The following is a 22,374-nucleotide window of genomic DNA, read 5'->3' as shown; positions in this document are numbered from 1 at the left end:
TTGGTTTATTTCCTTCTTGCCGCTTTGGTTGAATGCGGCTGCGTTAAACTCGGTGCTCTTGGAACAAAAATCGACCAGTTAGTAGCGGCTGAAATGCAACAGTCTCATATTCCCGGTCTGGCTCTTGCTGTCTTATACAAAGGTGAGCCTGTATTGATGAAGGGCTATGGCTATGCTGATTTGCAGGGTCTGGCGGTAAAAACAGATACACGGTTTGGTATTGGTTCAGTATCCAAATCCATCACTGCATTTGCAGTGATGCTCTTAGTACAACAAGGTAAACTCAGTCTTAATGATTCGGTATTAAAATACCTTCCGCGTGCACCAAAGCAATGGCAGCCTGTAACGATTCGGCAATTGCTTTCACATACCAGTGGTATTCCACAATATCAAGGGCCTCATCTACCTTGGCTGCGTATTTGGCAAAAAATGGCTAATAAACCCATGCAATTTCCGCCCGGTACTCATTTTAAGTACAATAACTTTGGTTATATTGTGTTGGGCCGTGTAATTGAGAAGGTTAGTCAACAGAGCCTGAGCAATTTTTTAGCTAAAAATATATTTACTCCTTTAAATATGATGCAAACAGGATTTCCTGATACCTTCACTCCTCCAGGTTTGGCTGCTGGTTATCGGGTCATCAATAACAAGGTAGTTCCCAATCCAAATCGAACGCCTTGGTTGCAGATGTGGGGCTCTGGCGGTGTCTTATCATCCATTAGTGATATGGCAAAATGGGATGCAGCCATGACGAAAGAAAAATTATTACAACCAGCGAGTTATCAGGAGATGTGGAGGCCCGTTTTTTTACAAGATGGTAAGCCTTCTGGTCGTAAAGGATGGTCATGGGCATTAGGTTGGCAAGTATCTTATTTTGGAAATAAGCTTGTTGCTCAAAAAAATGGTGCAATACGAGGCTATAGTAGCTGGGTGGTACGCCATATTGATGAACAAATTTCCATTATTATTTTAGTCAACACAAATCATGTGCCTTTAAGGCGGGTGGCAAATAAAATTTATACTCAATTTATTTGGGTACAGACGGTGAATAGCTAATAACCAGTTCTAAATTTGCATTTCAGCGTCTGCTCATAAAGAAAGCATTTGTTTTTTAAATAGAATCTACGTTGATAAATCGTTAATGCCTATTGTTCTGCCTGAGTTGTTAAAAACAGAAACAGCAGAAATGAGTATGGATGGCATGCAAGAGTATGTTACTCTTGGCTAGCTTATTGTGTAGATAAATTGAAATATATGAAAATAAATTGCCAGATTTTTTATAGCTAGTGGTTTTATTTTATTGCTTGCCCGGTTATGCTCAGTCTCTGTTTTTAGTATTGAGAATCTGCTGTTTAGCGATTTGTAAAAGCGAAATTTATATGACTATCAGTTCTTGGTATTATCCCTCACTTATTGCCCTTTGTCTTTATGGTGCTTGGGGGTATTGGGGCGCCAGGGCGGCAAATTTTATTAATCCACTTTCTATTACTTTTTATTCCAGTTTAGGGGTTTTGGTATCTGGTGTTCTTGCCCTTGTATTGCTGAATTTCAAACCAGAACTATCTGTGAAAGGAGGTCTTTATGGTCTTCTTAATGGGGTTGCCAATGGAGTTGCTTGCATCTTTTTTATTATTGCTTTACGTAAGGGGCCAGCAATGCCTGTTGTTTTGATTACTTCCATGTACCCCGTTATCACATTACTGCTATCGATACTTTTTTAAAACAAGGTTTATCCCTCAAACAAACTTTGGGAATGGTGTTTGCCATGGTCGCTTTGATTTTATTCTCCATGGAGTGAGTAATTTTTTATCTAAGGGATCATTTTGCCATTAGGATCTAAGGATGGAGGTGGGGCTGAATCGAAAGCGCTCATTACTATTAGTACCAGAAAAATAAGTAAGGATAGAAAAATAGAATTTTTGTTATGTAGATAGCGGTGGAGGGGGTTCCTTTATAACTAAATAACGCAGTTAGTAGAGTCATTACCAAAAAAGCAAGGGCCCATGGAAACATCATCCATCCTTAGTGATGAGTCTATAAGTTATCTATAGTAGTGACATTTTTTTTTTGTAAAATTAGAATAGGGCATACTCTCTTTGCTCAATGATATTTGCTTTTATAAATTTCAACATAATTTTCATATATCTTGCCTAGTGATGAATACCACCAAGAATTTGTATAAGGTTAGCTGTTGAATAAAATATTGTTTTACGAGGATCCAAGCGCTCATCAATTGAAAGAGTAAGCGCTTGGTGTTTTTCATGCATACATTGAAATGAATTAAATATAACAGTTAATCGCAACTGCTCCTGTAACGAATTTAGCCGCATGCGGACCAGTGATAGAAAACCAGACCCCACCAATAATACCGAGATTTGAGCTAAAATTATATTCAATCGCTGGAGCCAAGGAAACCTGATCGCCTGCTCTCCCACCAACGCCTGCAACAGTACCTCCTGGAGTAAATCCAGGGTTGCCATCAAAATTGGTTGCTGGACTATGGGCATACAAGACTTCAAAAACAGGAACCCAATTTTGAGTCAATGTATATTCGGCAGCTAAATCAACTGAATAACTGCTTCCTAGGTTAACTCGGCCTTCCGTTGTAGCGGTACCCCCAAAAGCACTGATTCCATGGATTTTGACGTCACTGAATCTTGCGGCAACTAAACTCAAGCGAGTGCGCAAATAATGCTCGTTTGTAAATTGAGTCAGTCGTTGGAAATTCAAGCCAATAAATGTTTGATATGCGCCTAAACCAGTCTGATCGGTACCCAATTTTCGTGGATTTAAGTTGTCAAACCGTCCTGTAGGAAATACCTCTTGTAAGACAAGACGTAGATCTGGCAGCCAAGAATCTTCTTTTTGACGCAAGACCTGGATACCCATAGCTAAACTGTAATCACCGATATCATTCCCGTGCTGCCCATGATCCCAACTGTAATCGTAAGGTAAGGAAGTTTGTAAATCTAAGAAATCATTGACTCCTGCCGTGAGAATGGGAGTAACTTCAATGTTTCGAAATCCATTCGGATAGCCGCTATAAAAGGCATAGGGTTCAAAGTTGAAATGACCTGCAGGAATGGTTCTTCCTGCAGGTGCAAGCAAAGGTCCTGTGAACCAGGGTCCTGCTAGTGCAGCTTGAGTAAAGAATAACAAAAATAGAAATCTCGCATACATAATAGTCGCATCCAATACAAAAAATAAAATTTTAAACTTTTTTACATTAATGGAATGACTTTTCTTTTAATTTTTTGATTTCTCTTTGTCACAGCCAATTTAACGAGGCAGCAGCATTAAATATTTGTATTTTATTTTGACAAATAAGTCTTAATATTGACAGAAATGATTTGAGAAAATGATATCTCTTATGATACAATGCGCACGGTCGCTAGAAAGAAGATTTGTTGCAATGAGAGATTTTTATTAATTCTCAAGGATTTTTGTAACAGTATTATGGGTAATCTTTTGTTTCTAAAGACGAAAATGGAAAAGCTAATAGAGACATTTAAAGAAACGTAAAATAAAATTTAAATTTTATAGATTTTAGTGCACACTAGTCTTGTGTTGAAAGAATGTGGTGCTCTCTTTAAGTGTTTTAAGTCTAACTTAACCAATTAAAAGGGTCTTTAATGAAAAATTAGCAGCAGTCGCAATAAGTTGTTTAATTCCTTTTTCTCATTTGCTGGTAGTGCAGATAATGGAGTTCTTGAGACTTTTCAGGAACGTTGTGCGAAAGAAAAAGATCCCATTAAACGTCAAAATTATTGCCATATGCTTGATCAACACAGTCAATCTGACGCTAATCTGATTGACACGCTACAAGAGACAGTAGTTGTTTAAGAGTTTAGAGAATATCCCTTGCCAGCCCTTTGAATCTAGTTTTGAGGGCTGAGTAATAACAGATTCTTTCCTAATTCCTAGTCCTTTGTTCTTAAATAAGAAATAATTAATCGTTATACATTTCCTAATTTTCCTATTAGATTGCCTGTTTAACATAATGCTGGATTTTCATACCCAGAAGTATGTGACTCATCTTCAGGAGAGATGGTATTGAGCCCTAGAACCAGCGAGCTTATGCTAAATGGGTATTAATTGTTTAAGTTCTGTAGGCTTAGACTGGCTTGCCAAGTTATCACAAGTTATGAAAAGGTCCTGTAGATGATTAGTGCAGTATAAACCTATTTTACGAAAATCATCGTACTGGGTGGCAAAAATTTCTTGTGTTTGAGGGCAAGATTGTTTGCTTGCCAGTGAATAAATATAAAAAGTATTGTTTTGGTAGATTGCAAAAGAGGAGCCGATTGGGTAGTGATGTTTGATTTGTTTCTGATAATAAAGTTCATCATAGCGTGCCGGACTATATAGAGATTGCCAGCTGGTTTGCTCACCTACACGAAACCAAGCGGGATGATAGGTTTGATCATAGTGCCAGAGCTCGCTATTAAATAGATTAAACTCGAGTGCAGGGGTAGAAGAGAAAATGACAATCTCTTGTTCGATGCTAATGCGAGTGATGGCAATATGATTAATTTCATGTAAGCCAAGTATATCTTTAAATACAGCCCCTACCTTGTTTTTAAAGGCGAACAATAATTTTAGTAGTTGCGAATGTGGTCTTATTTCGTTGTGAATATCCATAAATAATACTTAAATTGCTCCATGCTAGTGACTAAATCGTTTAATAGAGGAGAGAGCCAAATCAATGATTTTTTGATTGATCTTCAGTTGCATTAATTTGGCCAAGATCATTGCTCAATTCTAGCAAGAAATCAGGAAGTTCATCTCCAAGTGGGAAATTAGTATATAGCTCAGCTAATTGAGTGAAAATATAATGTAGCAAGTTCTTATTAATTGTAATTCTATCTTCCGGCTGAGGTATGCCATGGTGATAATCACCAAACAGTAACCAACCAGGCGAAACATTAAGTTTCGAAGAAATTTCAACCAGTTTGGTCGGTTCTGGAATTGCTTCTCCGCGTAAATATTTACGACAGATCTGCAGTGAGTATCCAGTGATCTCCGCTAGTTTATGAATACATACTCCAGATGTAGAGCGTCGTGAATTAAATCCAGCAGCAATCATGGCATCACGCAAGCGATAGGCAAATTGTTTAGTTAAATCGACTTTTTCCATGAGCATGCTTTTCTGGAGAACCAAATTAGCGCAGTGTAGCAGAGGGTAAAAGTTCCTGCAAATTTGTAATGAATCGAAACGAAATGAAATGTTTCTTTTCGAAATTAATGATTGAATTTTTGTGTTGTTCTGCAATAATAGAATAGGAAACAACGGGACCGTTTCAATTCGTGTCTAAACAGGGAATTTTGCACTACATGATGGAACACAGTAGTGCATTGTTTATACTAAGTGGTCTAGCTATAGCAACTAGCCTCGCATCCTAAATATGGCTTGAATAGTGAGCAGTTTTATTCAAGCCTTTCTCCTCCGAATAAGTCTTATTTTTTAAGTTCTGTAGGTATTAAAACTATTTGCTTTGTAATCATAGCTTTTATATAATCAACGCCATTCTTGGTATAGAACGAATAATAGGCACGTAGCTCAGTGGTAGAGCACCACCTTGACATGGTGGTGGTCGGTGGTTCGATCCCACTCGTGCCTACCAACTTAACCCTGCCCCGCAGGGTTTTTTTGTCGTATATTGATCGTTGAAAATTATTTTCTAGCTACCAGTTGTTATTACAATTATGATTGAAACTTTACCTGCCTGAAGGATAGAAGGATAACAAAATGCCAAACGTTAAATTGCCTGATGGAAGTGTCAAACATTTCGAGCACCCCGTAACGGTTTATGATGTTGCTCAAAGTATTAGTCCTGGATTGGCAAAAGCTGCACTTGCGGGACGAGTTGATAGTCGATTGGTTGATACCAGTTATCTTATGCAAGATGATTGCTCCTTAGTCATTGTTACTGAGAAACAGCAAGAAGATAGCCTTGAAGTCATCCGTCATTCAACGGCTCATTTATTGGCTCAAGCGGTTAAACTCTTATTTCCCAGTGCACAAGTCACTATTGGACCCGTTATTGAGGATGGCTTTTACTACGATTTTGCTTTTCAAAGGCCATTTACTCCAGAGGATCTGGAGCGTATAGAAGCGAAGATGCAAGAATTGGTAAAAGCGGATTACCCGATTACTCGCCGAGTATTGCCACGGAATGAGGCAATTGCTTATTTCCGCAATATTGGTGAGGAATATAAAGCTAAAATTATTGCAGATATTCCTGAAGGAGAAGTTCTTTCCTTATACAAGCAAGGGGATTTTGAAGACCTCTGTCGTGGGCCTCATGTGCCTTCTACCTCATACTTGAAAGCATTTAAGTTAACGAAAGTAGCAGGAGCTTACTGGCGAGGAGATGCGCGTAATGAAATGTTACAGCGTATTTATGGTACGGCTTGGACAGACAAAAAAGCATTAGCGGATTATTTGTATCGTTTAGAAGAAGCTGAAAAACGCGATCACCGAAAATTAGGTAAGGCTTTGGATTTATTCCATTTTCAGGAAATCGCACCCGGTATGGTTTTTTGGCACCCGAAAGGATGGATTGTTTATCAATTACTTGAACAATATATGCGTAATCGTTTGTACGATTTTGGCTATCAAGAAATTAAAACACCACAGCTGGTTGATAAGGTGTTGTGGGAAAAATCAGGGCATTGGGATAATTTTCGCGATGAGATGTTTGTTACAGAAACAGAAAATCGCCAATATGCTGTAAAACCAATGAACTGCCCCTGCCATGTGCAAGTTTATAATCAAGGAATTCGATCTTACCGAGATTTGCCACTACGTTTTTCTGAGTTTGGGAACTGTCATCGCTGTGAACCTTCCGGCTCTCTGCATGGTTTGATGCGTGTGCGCAACATGGTACAGGATGATGCACATATTTTTGTACAGAAGAGCAAATTCAATCTGAAGTAGCAATGATGCTCGAGTTAGTACAATCAGTTTATACTGATTTTGGCTTTAAAGAGATAAAATACCGCTTGGCTTTGCGTCCGGAAAAGCGAGTAGGGAGTGATGCGGTTTGGGATAAGGCAGAGGAAGCATTAAAGCGTGCTATGCAGAGTAGAGGGATTGAATGGATTGATGCTCCGGGGGAAGGGGCCTTCTATGGGCCGAAGATTGAATGCTCTTTAGCGGATTGTTTAGGGCGTATTTGGCAGTGTGGTACTATACAGGTCGATTTTTCTATGCCTGACAGACTTGATGCCCAATATGTTGCAGAAGATGGCAGCAGACAAACACCGGTCATGTTACATCGCGCTATCTTGGGTTCATTTGAGCGCTTTATGGGAATTTTGATCGAGCATTACGCAGGTCGTTTGCCCTTATGGTTGGCGCCAACGCAAGTTGCTGTATTGACAATTAGCGACAAGCAGCATGATTTTGCTGCTAAAGTGACAACTATTTTGCAAAAGCAGGGCTTTCGTGCCAATTTTGACTTGAGAAATGAGAAGATTGGCTTTAAAATCCGCGAGCATACTTTACAAAAAGTACCTTACTTGCTGATTATTGGCGATAAAGAAGTTGAAAATAATTCTGTCGCGGTGCGAACAAGAGAAGGTGTTGATTTAGGTGTGATGAATATTGATACAATTTGTGATACCATGCGTCAGGAAGTTGACGCAAAAGGTCGCGTATAAACCATTTGGAGGATTAAACCATTAGCGTATCGAATAAGCGTGATAGTGATCGCGCGCGAATTAACGAACAGATTAATGTGCCTGAGGTACGCTTAATTGATGTCGATGGCAACCAGGTGGGAGTTGTATCAACGCGAGAAGCCCTGCGGGCGGCAGAAGAAGGTGGTTATGATTTGGTGGAGATATCCCCTACAGCTAGGCCGCCTGTTTGCCGCATTATGGATTATGGCAAATTTCTTTTTGAATTGAATAAAAAGCAAACGGAAGCGAAGAAAAAGCAGAAGCAATTTCAAGTCAAAGAGTTAAAATTCCGTCCAACGACGGAAGAAGGGGATTATCAGGTCAAGCTACGCAACCTGGTCCGTTTCCTCAATCATGGTGATAAGGTCAAGATCACGCTGCGATTTCGCGGTAGAGAAATGGCCCATCAGGAAATAGGTATGAAAATCATGGAGCGCTTGCAACAGGATACCGCTGAATATGCGGTAATTGAGCAGCAAGCGAAACGCGAAGGTCGCCAATTACTGATGGTTTTAGCACCAAAGAAAAAATAAGGCGGTTGTAAAAATTTTTGCTCAATTATTCATATCAGAGAGATAAGATAAAGAGTTAATTGATTACACTGCATCGTTATTAATAGCAGAACAAATGCGGAGTAGAATGCTATGCCAAAATTAAAGTCACATCGTGGAGCGCACAAACGCTTCCGTAAGACAGCTAGTGGTATTATCAAGCGCCGTGGTGCTTATAGAAACCATATCCTCACTAAAAAGACCAGCAAGCAAAAACGTCAGTTGCGTGTTGCTTCAGGTACATTGAAGCAATGTGATGCGCGTCTGGCTGAGCGTATGTTGCACGGTAGTTAAGGGGAGGAATGAATAATGCCAAGAGTTAAACGTGGTGTGACGGCGAAAGCACGTCATAAGAAGATTTTAGATCAAGCGAAAGGTTATTACGGCGCCCGTAGTCGCACTTACCGTGTGGCCAAACAGGCGGTTATCAAAGCTGGGCAATATGCTTACCGTGATCGCCGGCAGAAAAAACGCCAGTTTCGCGCTTTGTGGATCACTCGTATCAATGCACAGGCTCGTGAGTGTGGTTTATCATACAGTCGGTTGATTGCTGGGTTGAAAAAAGCCTCTATCGAGTTGGATCGTAAGGTACTTGCTGACATGGCTGTATATGATAAGCATGCCTTTGCTGCTGTTGCTGAAAAAAGCAAAAAGCTGCACTTGCCTAGTAGGCTTTGTCGTGATAATTAACAAGGAGGCTGTGGCCTCCTTTTTTACGTGTGGGTTATAATCATGCAAGATATCATCGCGTTGCAGCAAAAGGCTGCTGATGCAATCGCTCAGGCAGAAGACGTTACCGCTCTTGAAGCGATTCGTGTCGACTATTTGGGCAAGAAAGGACAGCTCACCGAAATCCTCAAAGAGTTAGCTAATTTATCAGCAGAAGAAAAACCCAAAGTAGGTCAGTTAGTTAATCTAGCTAAACGAGAGATAAGTGCTCTCATCGAAGAAAAGATGCTGCACTTAAAAGAGGTGCAATTACAGAGTAAATTGGCTGCCGAGCGAATTGATATAACATTACCTGGCCGCACCAATCAACATGGCTCTCTACATCCAGTCACTCAGGTAAAGCAGCGTATTAATGATTATTTTAGTCGGTTAGGCTTTGATATTGTCACTGGCCCAGAAATTGAAACAGAATTTTATAATTTTGAAGCACTTAATATTCCAGGGCATCATCCTGCTCGTGCCATGCATGATACCTTTTATTTCGGCGATGGGTATTTGTTGCGCACTCATACTTCGCCTGTCCAAATTCGGACAATGGAAAAGCGTACTCCTCCTTTACGGTTGATAGCTCCGGGACGAGTATATCGTTGTGACTCCGATGTGACTCATACACCCATGTTTCATCAGGTAGAAGGTTTGCTTATTGATAAAGAAGCTACACTAAATGGCTTAAAAGGGTTGTTACAGGATTTTTTTGCTTATTTCTTTGGACGAGAGTTAGCTTTACGTTTTAGACCATCTTATTTTCCCTTCACAGAGCCTTCGGCTGAGGTGGATATTGAGTGTACGCAATGTTTTGGCAAAGGCTGTCGCTCATGTAAGTTCACTGGCTGGTTAGAAGTGTTGGGTTGCGGTATGGTACACCCAAATGTTCTTACCGCGGTTAATATTTCTCCAGATGAATATCAAGGCTGGGCTTTTGGTATGGGAATGGATAGATTGGCTATGCTGTATTTTGGAATTGATGATTTACGCATGATGTTTGAAAACGACTTAACTTTTTTAAAACAGTTCTAGCAGCAACACGTAGATGATGTTGGTCTACTTGAATAATCTCCGGATATTAGGCGGGTATTTACAATGAAAGTGAGTGAATTGTGGTTACGTGAATGGGTAAATCCTTCTTTGAATGGACAGCAAATAGCGTCTCTTCTAACCATGGCTGGTTTGGAGGTTGATGCGGTGACTCCAGTTGCGGGTGTTTTTACAGGTGTCATTGTCGCGGAGGTTTTAAATACGACGCCTCATCCACAGGCAGATAAACTGACTTTGTGTGAAGTAAATACGGGAGTTGGCAAACCATTAAAAGTAGTTTGTGGCGCAGCAAATGTGCGTCGAGGCTTGAAAGTAGCGCTCGCGCAAATAGGTGCTAATTTGCCCGGTGGTTTAGTGATTAAAGAATCAATGCTGCGCGGAGAATTATCACAGGGAATGCTATGTTCTGTTTCGGAACTGGGTCTTGCCGAGAGTTCTGACGGTATTATGGAGTTGGATGAAGATGCCCCATTAGGGACGGATTTACGTATTTATCTAGCGCTCAATGATCAAGTACTCGATATTGATTTAACGCCTAATCGTGCTGATTGCTTCAGCGTCCTAGGGGTTGCACGTGAAGTGGCAGCTTTGACCTCATTACCTCTCCAACCACTGCCTCAAAAGACTAATTTACCAACTACCGATGAGCAATTGGCAATTAAGTTGCTAAATTCCGATGCTTGCCCACAATATTATGGGCGTGTAATTCGTGGTATTAATCCTCAAGTACATACCCCTATTTGGATAAGCGAGCGTTTGCGACGTGCAGGCTTACGCCCTATCCACCCAGTCGTCGATATTACTAATTACGTGATGTTGGAGCTTGGCCAACCTATGCATGCCTTTGATTTACAAGCCATTGATGGGGATATTAATGTTCGTTTTGCTAAAGCAAATGAAACATTGCAATTACTGGATGGGCAACAAATTAATTTGCATGACAAAGTATTGGTGGTTGCTGACAATAAAAAAGCCTTGGCAATGGCTGGAGTTATGGGGGGAGAGGATAGTGCTGTACAGGAGCATACTATAGATGTTTTTCTCGAAAGTGCCTTTTTTCAAACCAATAATAATTGCTGGCGTAGCGCGTAGTTATGGTTTATGTACTGATTCATCGCAACGCTTTGAGCGCGGTGTTGATCCTGCGCTGCAGTTGTTGGCTCTTGAGCGTGCTACTGATCTATTACTGGATATTGTTGGTGGAGATGCTGGCCCTGTATCGTTTGTTTCTGAATCAGCGGCCTTACCATTAAAAAATAAGATTCCGTTCAATCCAGCTAAGGTACAGCAACTAACCGGTTTGGCTGTTGCAGAAGATGAAATGGTTAGAATGCTACAAGGCCTGGGTATGGATGTTGATAGAAAAGCGGCTGGAGAATGGCTGATTAGTATCCCATCTCATCGTTTTGATATTAGTTTAGATGTTGATTTGATTGAAGAAATAATTCGCCTACATGGTTATGACAAACTACCTGGCGATAAGATGACTGCTACGGTGCAGGCTGGAAATAGCGATCCATTAGAATCACTGGCTACACGTTTTGGCCAGTTTTTTATTGCGCGTGGCTACAATGAAACAATTAGCTACAGCTTTGTTGATCCGGAGTTGCAACAAGAATTGTATCCTCAAAACCCTACCATGCAATTATTAAATCCCATTTCTTCCGAATTGTCGCAAATGCGGGTAGGCATGTGGCCCGGGTTGATTGCTGCGATGGTCTATAATACACATCGCCAGCAAACAGCAATTAAGTTATTTGAGAATGGAGTGATTTTTGATTTACAGCAAGGCTCATTGCAGGAATATGCTTCTATAGCAGGATTATTGACTGGCGAGCAAGGGGCAATGAATTGGAGCGAAAAAACCGCCAAATTTGATTTTTATGATGCAAAAGGCGATTTGCAAGCACTGTTTGCCGCGTTACAGTTATCAGAAGTACAGTTTGTTGCTGCTGTACATCCCGCACTTCATCCAGGTAAGTCAGCCCGAGTTATGATTGCCAATCAGGAAGCTGGATGGTGTGGTGTTTTGCATCCACGCATAGCAGACGCACTAGATAGACAGGATGAGGTGGTGCTTTTTGAACTTCGATTGGATGCACTTATTAACACAAAATCAGTACGTTATCAGCCGATTTCAAAATTCCCTCAGATACGGCGCGACCTATCGTTGCTGGTGAATAATGAAGTGAGTGCAGCACAGATAGAGCAATTAGTCCGGCAAACAGTCGATAAGGCTTTACTGAAATCCTTTGATGTCTTTGATGTGTATACTGGAGAATCAATTCCAGTAGGTAAAAAAGTCTGGCAATTGCGCTCACTTTGCAGGATGATAAACGAACAATGGTTGATAATGAGATCAATGAGATAATCAGTGCTATAATCAAGAAACTGGAAGAAAAATTTGCCATTATATTGAGGGACTAATCGTGAATGCACTAAGTAAAGCAGTGATTGCAGAAACTTTATGTGATGAGTTAAAATTAGCCAGGCCTGATGCAAAAGAAATGGTTGAAGAGTTTTATGAAACGCTAAGACATGCTCTTGAAAATGGCCAGCATGTTAAATTATCAGGATTTGGTAATTTTACCTTACGTGATAAGCCACAGAGGCCAGGAAGGAACCCCAAAACAGGGGAAGAAATTCCGGTAGTAGCACGGCGTGTTGTTACTTTTAAGCCTGGACTCAAATTAAAAACCAAAATTGAGGAACGAGGTAAGTAGTCTTTTGACCCATTATACAAAGCATGTTTTTTATGCACTAATCAGAAAGCTGCTGGCAAGCAATGTTGTGCAAACACCGGTGGAGAGTTGTTTTTTGATTATATGAAAACAAAATTATTAGAGCTGGGCATGCATGGCCCTGGCAAAATAAGAGTAAGCAAATCTGCGTGTCTTGGTCGATCGTAGTGTGGACCCTGTATCGTGATTTACCCAGAAGGGGTTTGGTATAACTAATGCAACAACAGCTGATATTGATGAAATTATAGACAGTCATTTAATGGCTGGTCATTCGGTTGAACGCTTGTTAATCCCCAATTAAACGTATATCTTTCAGCCAAATTGTAAAACCTCGCAAGAATTTATTGCATTTTACTTGTAGGTTAGCACGGTTTTGGTTAAAATCGCCCGTCCAAGATTGAAAGATTACCAATAAGGCGGTACGGAGTTATTTAATGAAGACATTTAGCGCCAAGACACACGAAGTCAAACGTGACTGGTATGTAGTCGATGCTAGCGACAAAGTTTTAGGTCGTCTTGCTACTGAAATTGCTCGTCGTTTAAGAGGCAAGCACAAGGCAGAATATACCCCTCATGTTGATACAGGGGACTATATCGTTGTAACGAATGCGGAGAAAGTGACTGTCACTGGCCGTAAATTTAAAGAAAAGATCTATTACCATCACTCAGAATTTCCTGGTGGTATCAAATCAATTCTTTCGATAAATTACAGGCAAAGAACCCTGTGCGTATTATCGAGCTGGCAGTGAAGGGGATGCTTCCAAAGAATCCTTTAGGTAGAGAAATGTACCGTAAACTGAAAGTTTATGCTGGTAATGAGCACCCGCATACAGCACAGCAACCCAAGCAACTTGAGATTGAGGAATAAGTATTATGGCTGAAAGACAGCAATATTACGGTACTGGCCGTAGAAAAAGCTCAACAGCTAGAGTGTTTTTACGCCCTGGTAAAGGTCAAATTGTGATTAATAATCGTGCTTTAGAAGATTATTTTGGTCGCGAGACTTCTTGCATGGTTGTATGCCAGCCACTGGAGACAGTGGATGTTATGGGCAAATTCGATGTTTATGCGACAGTCGCTGGTGGCGGTATCTCTGGCCAGGCCGGTGCTGTTCGTTTGGGTATTGCACGTGCGTTAGTTGCCTATGATGAGTCTGATTTGGTTGAAGGCGCAGAACCTAACCCTAGCTCTTATCGTCGAAAACTACGTGCGCGTGGTTTGATGACAACCGATTCTCGACGCGTAGAAAGGAAGAAAGTTGGTTTGCACAAAGCACGTCGTGCAACACAGTACTCCAAGCGTTAATTGTTCTAATAAAAACCCTGCAGAAGCAGGGTTTTTTATAATCAACCATTCCATTTTCCGCGGAATTACAGCAGCCAGTTACCTGTTATGGCTTCCTATCAGTTTTATACTGCGGCTTTTGACTCGTACCGACAGTTGTATTCTTATTAAATATCCCATCTTTTCAAGAGAAGGTATCAGTATAGACAAAAATGTCTTGAGGATTGCTCAGGTATTTTTCAGGGCCGTTTTCAAATACTTAATTCTTTGTTATAACTGGATTTATATTTTTCTTGTCAGAATATAGTATCTGTCAGGAAAATGGACTTAGGGACAGAACCCAGGACGAGGCGACCGTGATTGATAATGTTGATCCCAACCCTAGTAGTGATGATATTCCCAATGAGGAAGAAATTGATGAGCAACGGCGTCATTTTCTAGTGACGACAACTAGTGTATTAGGGGGCGTGGGTGTTGCCTGTGCATTAACCCCTTTTATCGCTTCATGGTTCCCTAGTGCAAAGGCACAAGCGGCGGGTGCACCTGTACAGGTTGATCTTTCTAAGATAGAGCCGGGGCAACAAGTGACGGTTGAATGGCGAGGAAAACCAGTATGGATCATTCGGCGTACCAAGGAAATGTTGCAGCAGCTTAGCGGCCATGATGAGCAATTACGAGATCCGGACTCATTGGTTGACCAACAACCAACCTATGCGAAAAATCAATACCGTTCGATAAAACCGGAATATTTAATTCTGGTTGGAGTTTGTACGCATCTAGGTTGCTCACCAAAATATACCCCTGTTGAGAATGAGCTTGGTCCTAGTTGGCCGGGTGGTTTTTATTGTCCTTGCCACGGTTCAACTTTTGATTTGGCTGGCAGGGTATTTAAAGGTGTTCCCGCACCTATAAATCTGGAGGTGCCGCCATACCAGTTTATCAGTGAGCATGTCATTGTAATCGGGCAGGACAAAGAAGAAGGATAATAACCATGAAGGGTTTGATCAATTGGGTGGATGCCCGTTTTCCACTACTTAGTACATGGAAAAGCCATGTCAGTGAATACTATGCTCCCAAAAATTTGAATTTCTTCTATTATTTTGGTTCCTTGGCTATTGTGGTATTAGTCAATCAATTGGTCACTGGCTTATGGTTGACCATGTTCTATACACCAACCTCTGAACAGGCTTTTTCTTCTATTGAGTACATCATGCGCGATGTCAATTACGGTTGGCTATTGCGTTATATGCATTCAACAGGTGCTTCGGCGTTTTTTATAGTTGTTTATTTACATATGTTTAGAGGGTTATTGTATGGTTCTTACCAAAAACCAAGAGAATTGATCTGGCTTTTGGGTATGGCACTTTTTATTCTGCTTATGGCGGAGGCTTTTTTTGGTTATCTACTTCCCTGGGGGCAGATGTCTTATTGGGGGGCACAAGTCATTACTTCCCTATTTGGGGCAATTCCCTATATAGGTGATGGTTTGGCAACTTGGTTACGCGGTGATTTTAACGTTGCTAATGCGACGTTACAACGTTTTTTGCCTTACATGTTATTGGTATTCCTATTTTACTGTTAGTACTGGTTTTCTTGCATATTATTGCCCTCCACAAAGTCGGGTCTAATAATCCACAGGGAATAGAAATCAAGAAACATCTGAATGAAGAAGGCAAGCCGCTTGATGGAATTCCTTTTCATCCTTATTTTACCGTGAAAGATTTGGTGGGTGTCATTGTCTTTTGATTGGTTTTTTTGCAGTAGTGTTCTTTATCCCTGAAATGGGTGGTTATTTTCTAGAGTATGCTAATTTTGCTCCGGCAAATCCAATGGTAACACCGGAACATATTGCACCGGTATGGTATATGACGCCCTTTTATGCCATTTTACGCGCTATTCCACACAAGCTAACCGGCGTGATTGCTATGGGAGCAGCAATATTAATTTTATTATTTATACCCTGGTTGGATAGAAGTCCTGTTCGAGCCATACGTTATAAAGGGAATTATTCGAAATATGCCTTAATTGCTTTTGTAACTAGTTTCTGCATTCTAGGTTATTTGGGGACGGTTCAAGTGACCCTACTGAAACAGTATTTGGCAAGAGTTTGTACGGTTATTTATTTTGCTTATTTTCTGTTGATGCCTTTTTTACAGCCGTTATGAGCAGCATAAAACAGTACCTGAGAGGATAGATGGATGAGCAAAGATAGGATAGTTACTTACTTACTCAGTCTGTTAATGAGTTCTTTGCTACAGGCGGCTACTGCTAGCAAGGTTGAGATGGCGTCAATCGATATAGACATCCATGATCAAGCAAAAATACAGCGGGGTGCAAAATTATTTATGAATTATTGTTCTGGTTGCCATTCGCTGCGGTATATGCGTTATAACCGCATGGCAAAAGATCTTGGGTTGACAACCTTTGATGGCGCACTGGATAAAGACTTGCTAGTTAATAATCTCATTTTTACCAGCGCTGCAGTCTACGATCCGATTTATATTAGTATGCCAGCTACTGATGCGCGACAATGGTTTGGTATTACGCCACCAGACTTGTCTTTATCTGCTCGAGAACGTGGTCCAGAGTGGATTTATACTTATCTGAAGAGTTTTTATGCTGATGACACAAGACCTTTTGGTGCTAATAATTTATTGGTTCCTGAGGTAGCAATGCCTAATGTTTTAGCGCCGCTTGCTGGAAAAGTGATTGCTGTAAGAGAGGCAGACCCTAAAAAATCGACGATATCTCATTTGGTTCTTGTAGAAAATGGAGAAATGAACCAGCGACAGTTCGATAGTGTTTTGCAAGATTTAGTGACTTTTCTTGTCTATGTCGGTGAACCTGTAAAATTAGTACGTTATCATATAGGGATAATGGTGTTGATTTTTTAAGTATCTTCTTAATTGTGGCTTATCAACTCAAGAAAGCATACTGGAAAAAGCTCCATTTATGAGCATATTCAATAATGCGTGTTTTCTGGATTGATTTGCAAAACAAAATTGACTTATTTATAGCGAAATGACAAATTGTCATACTAGGTTCATCATGCTAGGTAAATTGTGGTAAAATGCTGCTCTTTAACCTTCTGTAAAAGTATGGTTTAACGATTGATGAGGAGTTGCTGATGGCTATTGTTGCAAAGCGCACGATTATGTCTTTGTATTCTGATAATGATGATATTTATAGTCATCAAGTTCGTATTGTATTGGCAGAAAAGGGTGTAAATGTTGAAATCCTTCACGCTAAACAAGGAGAGCCTCCCAGTGAGCTAGTTGTTGTGAACCCTTATGGTACTATTCCTACACTGCTTGATCGCGAATTGGTTTTGTATGAAGCTCGCATCATTATGGAATATTTAGATGAGCGCTTTCCACATCCACCGCTTTTACCTGTATACCCAGTCGCTCGTGCAGAAACACGAAAAATGATGCATCGCATTGAGCAGGATTGGTACTATTTACTTCAACGCATTAAAGCAGGTGTTGAGCAAGAAGAAGCGCGCACACATTTATTTGACAGCTTGGTAAGTTTAGAACCGATCTTTGCGGATAAAGCTTATTTCCTAAGTGATGAGTTTTCTTTACTGGATTGTGCACTTGCACCATTATTGTGGCGTCTACCGCAACTGGGTATAGAAATACCTGCCAAGATGAAGGGATTGAATGCCTATATGCAACGTTTATTTAAACGCGATTCATTCCAGGCAAGTTTGACAGACGCTGAGAGGCAATTAAGGGCGGCCTAATGATGAATATGACCTCTAATAAGCCTTATCTTATACGCGCTATTTATGATTGGATTGTTGATAATGATCTGACGCCATATATATTGGTAAATGCGACGTATCCCGGGGTGCAGGTTCCACAGGAGCATGTTAATAGTGGGCGGATAGTGTTAAATATTTCACCTAAAGCATGTCGTGGTTTGCATCTTGAAAATGATAGAATAGTATTTACTGCGAGATTTTCTGGTCATAGCGTGCAGATTTTCATAGTTCCAGCTGCGGTACTTGCCATCTATGCCAAAGAAAATGGTAGGGGAATGGAATTTGGTGAAGATACCAGTGAACCCTCGCCACCTCCAGCGATAGCAGGAACTGAAGTAAAAGGGCGAAGCAAGCCTTCATTAACCCTTGTAAAAAAGATTAGAAGCCTAAGCTGTTAATTCAAAAAGCAAGTGATTTGTGAGAGTTTTAGTAAGTCACTTGCTGTAATAACTAAGAATTGACGAGTGAATTCCTGCTAGAGTTTATGGAGCATAACAAGGCCATGACTACATCAAAGGTTGCTCTTTATCAGACTAAACACATTCGTTTATGTGAAGAGATGGCTACGGATGATCTGGGATTGTCTGAAGATGAGTTAATGGTACGTGCGGGGACGAGCGCTTTTTCTACCTTATCCATGTTATATCCCACAGTACGTACGTTAGCCATTTTCTGTGGTAGTGGTAATAACGCTGGTGATGGTTATGTTCTTGCACGCCTTGCACACAAAAAAGGGTATTCAGTTGTTGTTAATCAGCACAAAACAATAGAAGATTTGCCACCGCCTGCAGCCAGAGCAGCTACAGCAGCAATGGCTGCAGGTGTTCCTTGCCAATGCCTTGATGACGTTATAGACCCTGAGGCAGAGTTAATTATTGATGCCTTATTAGGAATCGGCTTGCAAGGAGATGTGCATGGTCCGATAGCGACGGCTATTAATCAGATCAACGACAGCGGCTTACCAGTATTAGCCCTTGATATTCCTTCTGGTTTAAATGCCGATACAGGTCGCGTAATGGGAGTTGCTGTCAAAGCTAGTTCTACAGTGACATTCATCGCATCTAAACTTGGATTAATGACCTTGGATGGGCCTGATCATTGCGGTGAACTAGTTTGTCATAGCCTACAACTTGAATCTTGTTTAGTAAAGATTAAACCCGCTGCCTATCTTTTGGATGAAAATTTAGGCCATGCGTTACTTCCGCGGCGTTTAAAAAATTCTCATAAAGGCAATTTTGGCCATGTTTTGGTTATCGGCGGTGGGCACGGTATGCCGGGTTCAGTTTACTTGGCTGCAAATGCTGCCTTGCGTGTTGGTGCCGGCCTGGTAACGATTGCTACACGACCAGAACACGCAGGGCGAGTGTTACCTTTATTGCCAGAAGCAATGATTTATGGCATTGAAGAGGTTGCTGAGCTTTTATCGCTGATTGCTAAGGCAACTGTCTGCATCATTGGTCCTGGTCTTGGTGAGGATGAATGGGCAAAGGTTTTATTTAATCAAGCGATTGCTTCCCAATTACCTATGGTTATTGATGCTTCAGCCCTACGTTTACTCGCTCAGAATCCTCAACATGATGATAATTGGATCTTGACGCCTCATCCTGGAGAAGCGGCCAGTTTGCTTCAATGTTCTACGGCAGAGATTCAAAAAGACAGGTACCAAACAACATTGGCGTTACAACAACAATATGGGGGAAATGTTGTCCTTAAAGGTGTAGGTTCTATTGTGTGTACGGATGAGCCTGGTGTTTATCTCTGTGCTGATGGTAATCCTGGTATGGCAAGTGCAGGGATGGGGGATGTGCTTAGTGGAGTCATTGCTGGATTAATCGCTCAGGGCCTGGTACTTGCCGAGGCTGCCAAATTAGGTGTATGGATACATGCCAGTGCCGCAGATGCTGCAGCGGCTGTTATGGGTGAACGTGGGTTGCTAGCTAGTGATTTAATGCCTTATCTACGTCGTCAGGTTAATTATTTATCAAGAGTAAAATGAGTTTTTATGGTCAAAGTTAATTGCATTGCTTTGCCTGATGTGCAATATTCCGAAGCGCTTGCGGTACGTTTGGCAACTTGTCTAAATGCTCCTTTAGTGCTGACCTTTAGTGGTGAGATAGGGGCAGGAAAAACAACTTTTATCCGCGCTATGCTACGAGCTCTAGGTGTTAAGTCAGCTATTAAAAGTCCGACTTTTTCATTGCTTGAAAGCTATCAATGTCAGCATTTACAAGTACATCATTTTGATCTCTACCGTATTCACGATGAAGCGGAGCTGGAGTATATTGGTTTTAGAGATTATTTTTTGACTGATGCAATCTGCTGTATTGAATGGCCTGAACGAGCTGGTCAAAATTTGGGAAATGTTGATCTTAATTTTGCCTTTACTATCAATGGGAGTGGACGTTTGTTGACTTTAACTGCAACAACCGCTGCTGGGGAATTAATTTTGTCTTGCCTTGAAGGTAAACAATGAAACTACGCATAACTAGCATTTGCTTATTGATAGTCTGGTGTTCGACGTTAATGGCAGCAAAATTGTTATCGATTGAGATAAAGCAACAGTCAGGCAATCCTTCTGTACTGTTTACTCTGGATGAAGCTGTTGCGCACAGAGTATTCACGCTCACAAATCCCAATCGTGTGGTGATTGATTTTGAGGGCACTGATTTGGCAGTGAATCTGAATCGAGTTAATTTAGGCAGGCAGTTAATCAAATATATTCGCAGTGGCCGCCCAAATCCACAAACCCTGCGCCTGGTTTTTGAGGTGAGTCAAGCAGTCATGACTAGAACGAATCCCATGCATCGCTCCGCTTCGTCAAAACATGGCTTTTCATTAGATTTTGCTACAAATGGTAATTTGCAGGATCGATCAACTTCATCCACTGGGTCTGTTAATAGACGTGGTGTAACAAATACAACGAAGGTACCTGTATCGGCTCGCCATGAACCTGGAAAAACGCTGCGTGATGTTGTTGTTGTACTGGATCCTGGCCACGGTGGTAAAGATCCTGGTGCTAGTGGACCAAGACGCACGATGGAAAAAGATGTAACACTTATAATTGCGCAGAAATTGAAACAAATCATTGATAGACAACCCGGTATGCGAGCTGTATTAACGAGAAACGGCGATTATTATATTGGCTTACGTGAACGTTTAACCATTGCTAGAAAATATAATGCGGATGTCTTCGTTTCTATCCACGCAGATGCTTTTATCAATCAGCAATCTAATGGCGCATCTGTTTTTGCTTTATCACAATCTGGGGCAACCAGCGAAGCCGCTCGATGGTTGGCCGAGAAGGAAAACTATTCTGAGTTGGGTGGTGTCAATCTATCAGAACTGGACGATCAAAGTGGATTAGTACGTACGGTATTAATTGATTTGTCGCAAACAGCTACCATTGGTGCCAGTTTACATATGGGGGAAAGAGTATTAGGTGATCTTGATAGAATAACCAATTTACATAATCATAAAGTTGAACAAGCTCGTTTTATGGTATTAAAATCACCTGATATTCCCTCTATTTTGATTGAGACAGGTTTCATCTCTAATCCTCGTGAGGAAAGGAACCTGACAAATTCTACTTACCAAGCTCATTTAACTCAGGCGATTTTCCAAGGCTTGAAACGTTATTTTTGGGATTATCCTCCGCATGGTACGCGTATAGAAGCCTTAGCGGGCAATAGTAAAATTCATATCGTGCGCAGTGGCGAATCGTTACCTAGGATTGCTGCGCGATATCGTATTTCAGTTGCATCGTTGCAAGCGGCGAATCGTTTGTCGAGCGCGCAGCTTAAAATAGGACAAAAACTTGTTATCCCTTCGTTGACATGATGAGAATTCAACAATTACCAATAACCGTAGCCAACCAAATTGCTGCTGGGGAAGTGATTGAACGCCCTGCTTCTGTGGTCAAAGAATTATTAGAGAATTCATTGGATGCCCAAGCGGATATGATCAGTATTGATATTGGTTATGGTGGCTTGAATCAAATTAAAATCACTGATAATGGGGTTGGTATTGTTGCTGAGGATTTACCCTTGGCAATTGCTGCCCACGCAACCAGTAAAATCAAACAGCTTAGCGATTTATACACTATTGCCAGTATGGGATTTCGTGGCGAAGCTTTGGCGAGTATCGCATCCATCTCGCGCCTGACTATTAGTTCCAGGCCTGCGATCCAGGAGCATGCCATGATGCTTAGCAATGATGGTCATGCTATTCATGTAACGCCCTGTGCTCGTAATCAGGGAACGACTGTTGATGTGCGCGATATTTTTTTAATGCACCAGTCAGAAAAAATTTTTAAAAACCGAGCAAAGTGAGTTTCAGGCAATAGAGGCAGTGGTTAAGCGGTTTGCTTTAAGTGCCCCTGCCATAGCGCTCAACTTAACTCATAATGGAAAACAACGGTTACATTTACCTGCTGCACATTGTGCTCAAACTCGATTGCAACGTATACGGAAATTATTGGGAAAACCTTTGTTGAGCAGGCGATCTATCTTGACGTAGAGCACGCTGGAATGCGTTTGCATGGATGGATTAGCGGTAGTGAGTATCAGAGTAGTCAGAGTGA

At 41.1% G+C, this 22,374-nt stretch carries 19 protein-coding genes, 1 tRNA gene and 8 pseudogenes; 25 read left to right on the top strand and 3 right to left on the bottom strand.

Translation table 11 applies throughout. From position 1 onward, the window contains the following. The coding region (locus BN58_RS18195) for a serine hydrolase domain-containing protein (protein WP_156812626.1) at nucleotides 1–1,056 on the top strand (1,056 nt) is incomplete at its 5' end. Nucleotides 1,057–1,379: 323 nt separating this feature from the next. Then, on the top strand, nucleotides 1,380–1,721 hold the full coding sequence (locus tag BN58_RS26975; protein WP_019218054.1) for an EamA family transporter: 342 nt from the start codon (nucleotides 1,380–1,382) through the stop codon (nucleotides 1,719–1,721). Between the two features lie 559 nt (nucleotides 1,722–2,280). Here BN58_RS26975 and BN58_RS18180 read toward each other — a convergent pair. Continuing rightward, a complete protein-coding gene (locus tag BN58_RS18180) occupies nucleotides 2,281–3,180 on the bottom strand; it encodes a hypothetical protein (RefSeq protein WP_019218052.1) in 900 nt (299 codons plus the stop codon). A 480-nt stretch (nucleotides 3,181–3,660) separates the two neighbouring features. Here BN58_RS18180 and BN58_RS18175 point away from each other — a divergent pair, with 480 nt between their 5' ends. Beyond that, entirely contained in the window at nucleotides 3,661–3,843 is a 183-nt protein-coding gene (locus BN58_RS18175) for a hypothetical protein (protein ID WP_019218051.1), read from the top strand. A 237-nt stretch (nucleotides 3,844–4,080) separates the two neighbouring features. Here BN58_RS18175 and BN58_RS18170 read toward each other — a convergent pair whose 3' ends face one another. Together BN58_RS18170 and BN58_RS26970 are read right to left on the bottom strand one after the other, a co-directional pair. Continuing rightward, the gene (locus tag BN58_RS18170; protein ID WP_019218050.1) at nucleotides 4,081–4,641 is read right to left on the bottom strand and encodes a hypothetical protein; all 561 of its coding nucleotides are present in this window, start codon (nucleotides 4,639–4,641) and stop codon (nucleotides 4,081–4,083) included. 24 nt (nucleotides 4,642–4,665) lie between these two features. After that, nucleotides 4,666–5,137, bottom strand: a pseudogene (locus tag BN58_RS26970) (helix-turn-helix domain-containing protein). A gap of 412 nt (nucleotides 5,138–5,549) precedes the next feature. Between BN58_RS26970 and BN58_RS18160 the strand changes: the two are divergent. From BN58_RS18160 to mutL, 22 genes and pseudogenes are all read left to right on the top strand, one after another. Further along, nucleotides 5,550–5,624: transfer RNA gene (locus BN58_RS18160), tRNA-Val, on the top strand. Nucleotides 5,625–5,749: 125 nt separating this feature from the next. Further along, a pseudogene (gene thrS / locus BN58_RS26965) lies at nucleotides 5,750–7,275 on the top strand (threonine--tRNA ligase); the annotation flags it as partial. Further along, nucleotides 7,273–7,665, top strand: coding sequence for a His/Gly/Thr/Pro-type tRNA ligase C-terminal domain-containing protein (locus BN58_RS38075; RefSeq protein WP_408605509.1), 393 nt, complete (start codon nucleotides 7,273–7,275; stop codon nucleotides 7,663–7,665). The pseudogene thrS and the gene BN58_RS38075, both read left to right, overlap by 3 nt. 20 nt (nucleotides 7,666–7,685) lie before the next feature. Then, a complete protein-coding gene (infC, locus tag BN58_RS18150; RefSeq protein ID WP_026069601.1) occupies nucleotides 7,686–8,219 on the top strand; it encodes a translation initiation factor IF-3 in 534 nt (177 codons plus the stop codon). A gap of 111 nt (nucleotides 8,220–8,330) precedes the next feature. Then, nucleotides 8,331–8,531 (top strand): 50S ribosomal protein L35, encoded by a 201-nt coding sequence (gene rpmI, locus BN58_RS18145; protein WP_019218047.1) that lies wholly within the window; start codon nucleotides 8,331–8,333, stop codon nucleotides 8,529–8,531. A 15-nt stretch (nucleotides 8,532–8,546) separates the two neighbouring features. Continuing rightward, nucleotides 8,547–8,927 carry a 50S ribosomal protein L20 gene (gene rplT, locus BN58_RS18140; RefSeq protein WP_019218046.1) on the top strand — a complete coding sequence of 127 codons (381 nt, stop codon included), beginning with the start codon at nucleotides 8,547–8,549 and terminating at the stop codon, nucleotides 8,925–8,927. A 42-nt stretch (nucleotides 8,928–8,969) separates the two neighbouring features. Continuing rightward, nucleotides 8,970–9,983: a phenylalanine--tRNA ligase subunit alpha gene (gene pheS, locus BN58_RS18135; RefSeq protein ID WP_026069600.1), complete on the top strand. Its 1,014-nt coding sequence runs from the start codon at nucleotides 8,970–8,972 to the stop codon at nucleotides 9,981–9,983. Between the two features lie 63 nt (nucleotides 9,984–10,046). After that, nucleotides 10,047–12,428: pseudogene (pheT, locus tag BN58_RS37225) on the top strand (phenylalanine--tRNA ligase subunit beta). Nucleotides 12,429–12,430: 2 nt separating this feature from the next. Continuing rightward, a complete protein-coding gene (locus BN58_RS18125) occupies nucleotides 12,431–12,724 on the top strand; it encodes an integration host factor subunit alpha (RefSeq protein WP_019218044.1) in 294 nt (97 codons plus the stop codon). Nucleotides 12,725–12,728: 4 nt separating this feature from the next. Beyond that, a pseudogene (locus BN58_RS38070) lies at nucleotides 12,729–13,043 on the top strand ((2Fe-2S) ferredoxin domain-containing protein). 133 nt (nucleotides 13,044–13,176) lie between these two features. Further along, nucleotides 13,177–13,610, top strand: a pseudogene (rplM, locus tag BN58_RS18120) (50S ribosomal protein L13). Nucleotides 13,611–13,615: 5 nt separating this feature from the next. After that, nucleotides 13,616–14,047: a 30S ribosomal protein S9 gene (gene rpsI / locus BN58_RS18115; protein ID WP_019218042.1), complete on the top strand. Its 432-nt coding sequence runs from the start codon at nucleotides 13,616–13,618 to the stop codon at nucleotides 14,045–14,047. A 335-nt stretch (nucleotides 14,048–14,382) separates the two neighbouring features. After that, nucleotides 14,383–15,012 carry a ubiquinol-cytochrome c reductase iron-sulfur subunit gene (gene petA, locus BN58_RS18110; RefSeq protein WP_019218041.1) on the top strand — a complete coding sequence of 210 codons (630 nt, stop codon included), beginning with the start codon at nucleotides 14,383–14,385 and terminating at the stop codon, nucleotides 15,010–15,012. Nucleotides 15,013–15,017: 5 nt separating this feature from the next. Next, nucleotides 15,018–15,772 (top strand): annotated as a pseudogene (locus BN58_RS38310) (cytochrome b). Continuing rightward, complete coding sequence (locus tag BN58_RS38305; RefSeq protein WP_019218039.1) at nucleotides 15,769–16,191, top strand: hypothetical protein; 423 nt, start codon at nucleotides 15,769–15,771, stop codon at nucleotides 16,189–16,191. The pseudogene BN58_RS38310 and the gene BN58_RS38305 overlap by 4 nt, the downstream one beginning before the upstream one ends. A 33-nt stretch (nucleotides 16,192–16,224) precedes the next feature. Then, nucleotides 16,225–16,982, top strand: a pseudogene (locus BN58_RS26950) (cytochrome c1). Between the two features lie 171 nt (nucleotides 16,983–17,153). Then, nucleotides 17,154–17,774: a stringent starvation protein SspA gene (gene sspA, locus BN58_RS18095; protein WP_019218037.1), complete on the top strand. Its 621-nt coding sequence runs from the start codon at nucleotides 17,154–17,156 to the stop codon at nucleotides 17,772–17,774. A 2-nt stretch (nucleotides 17,775–17,776) separates the two neighbouring features. Beyond that, complete coding sequence (locus BN58_RS18090; RefSeq protein WP_026069597.1) at nucleotides 17,777–18,193, top strand: ClpXP protease specificity-enhancing factor; 417 nt, start codon at nucleotides 17,777–17,779, stop codon at nucleotides 18,191–18,193. Between the two features lie 104 nt (nucleotides 18,194–18,297). Continuing rightward, nucleotides 18,298–19,791, top strand: coding sequence for an NAD(P)H-hydrate dehydratase (locus BN58_RS18085; protein WP_019218035.1), 1,494 nt, complete (start codon nucleotides 18,298–18,300; stop codon nucleotides 19,789–19,791). A gap of 6 nt (nucleotides 19,792–19,797) precedes the next feature. Then, nucleotides 19,798–20,268, top strand: a complete 471-nt coding sequence (gene tsaE, locus BN58_RS18080) for a tRNA (adenosine(37)-N6)-threonylcarbamoyltransferase complex ATPase subunit type 1 TsaE (protein WP_019218034.1) — start codon at nucleotides 19,798–19,800, stop codon at nucleotides 20,266–20,268. Continuing rightward, nucleotides 20,265–21,632: an N-acetylmuramoyl-L-alanine amidase gene (locus BN58_RS18075; RefSeq protein WP_026069595.1), complete on the top strand. Its 1,368-nt coding sequence runs from the start codon at nucleotides 20,265–20,267 to the stop codon at nucleotides 21,630–21,632. Before tsaE ends, BN58_RS18075 begins: the two co-directional genes overlap by 4 nt. Continuing rightward, a pseudogene (gene mutL / locus BN58_RS26945) lies at nucleotides 21,629–22,374 on the top strand (DNA mismatch repair endonuclease MutL); the annotation flags it as partial. The gene BN58_RS18075 and the pseudogene mutL, both read left to right, overlap by 4 nt.

Source organism: Legionella tunisiensis (assembly GCF_000308315.1).
GTDB classification, from domain to species: Bacteria; Pseudomonadota; Gammaproteobacteria; order Legionellales; family Legionellaceae; genus Tatlockia; species Tatlockia tunisiensis.
The sequence above is the reverse complement of the archived record's forward strand: the minus strand, read 5'-3'. Positions and strand labels throughout refer to the sequence as shown.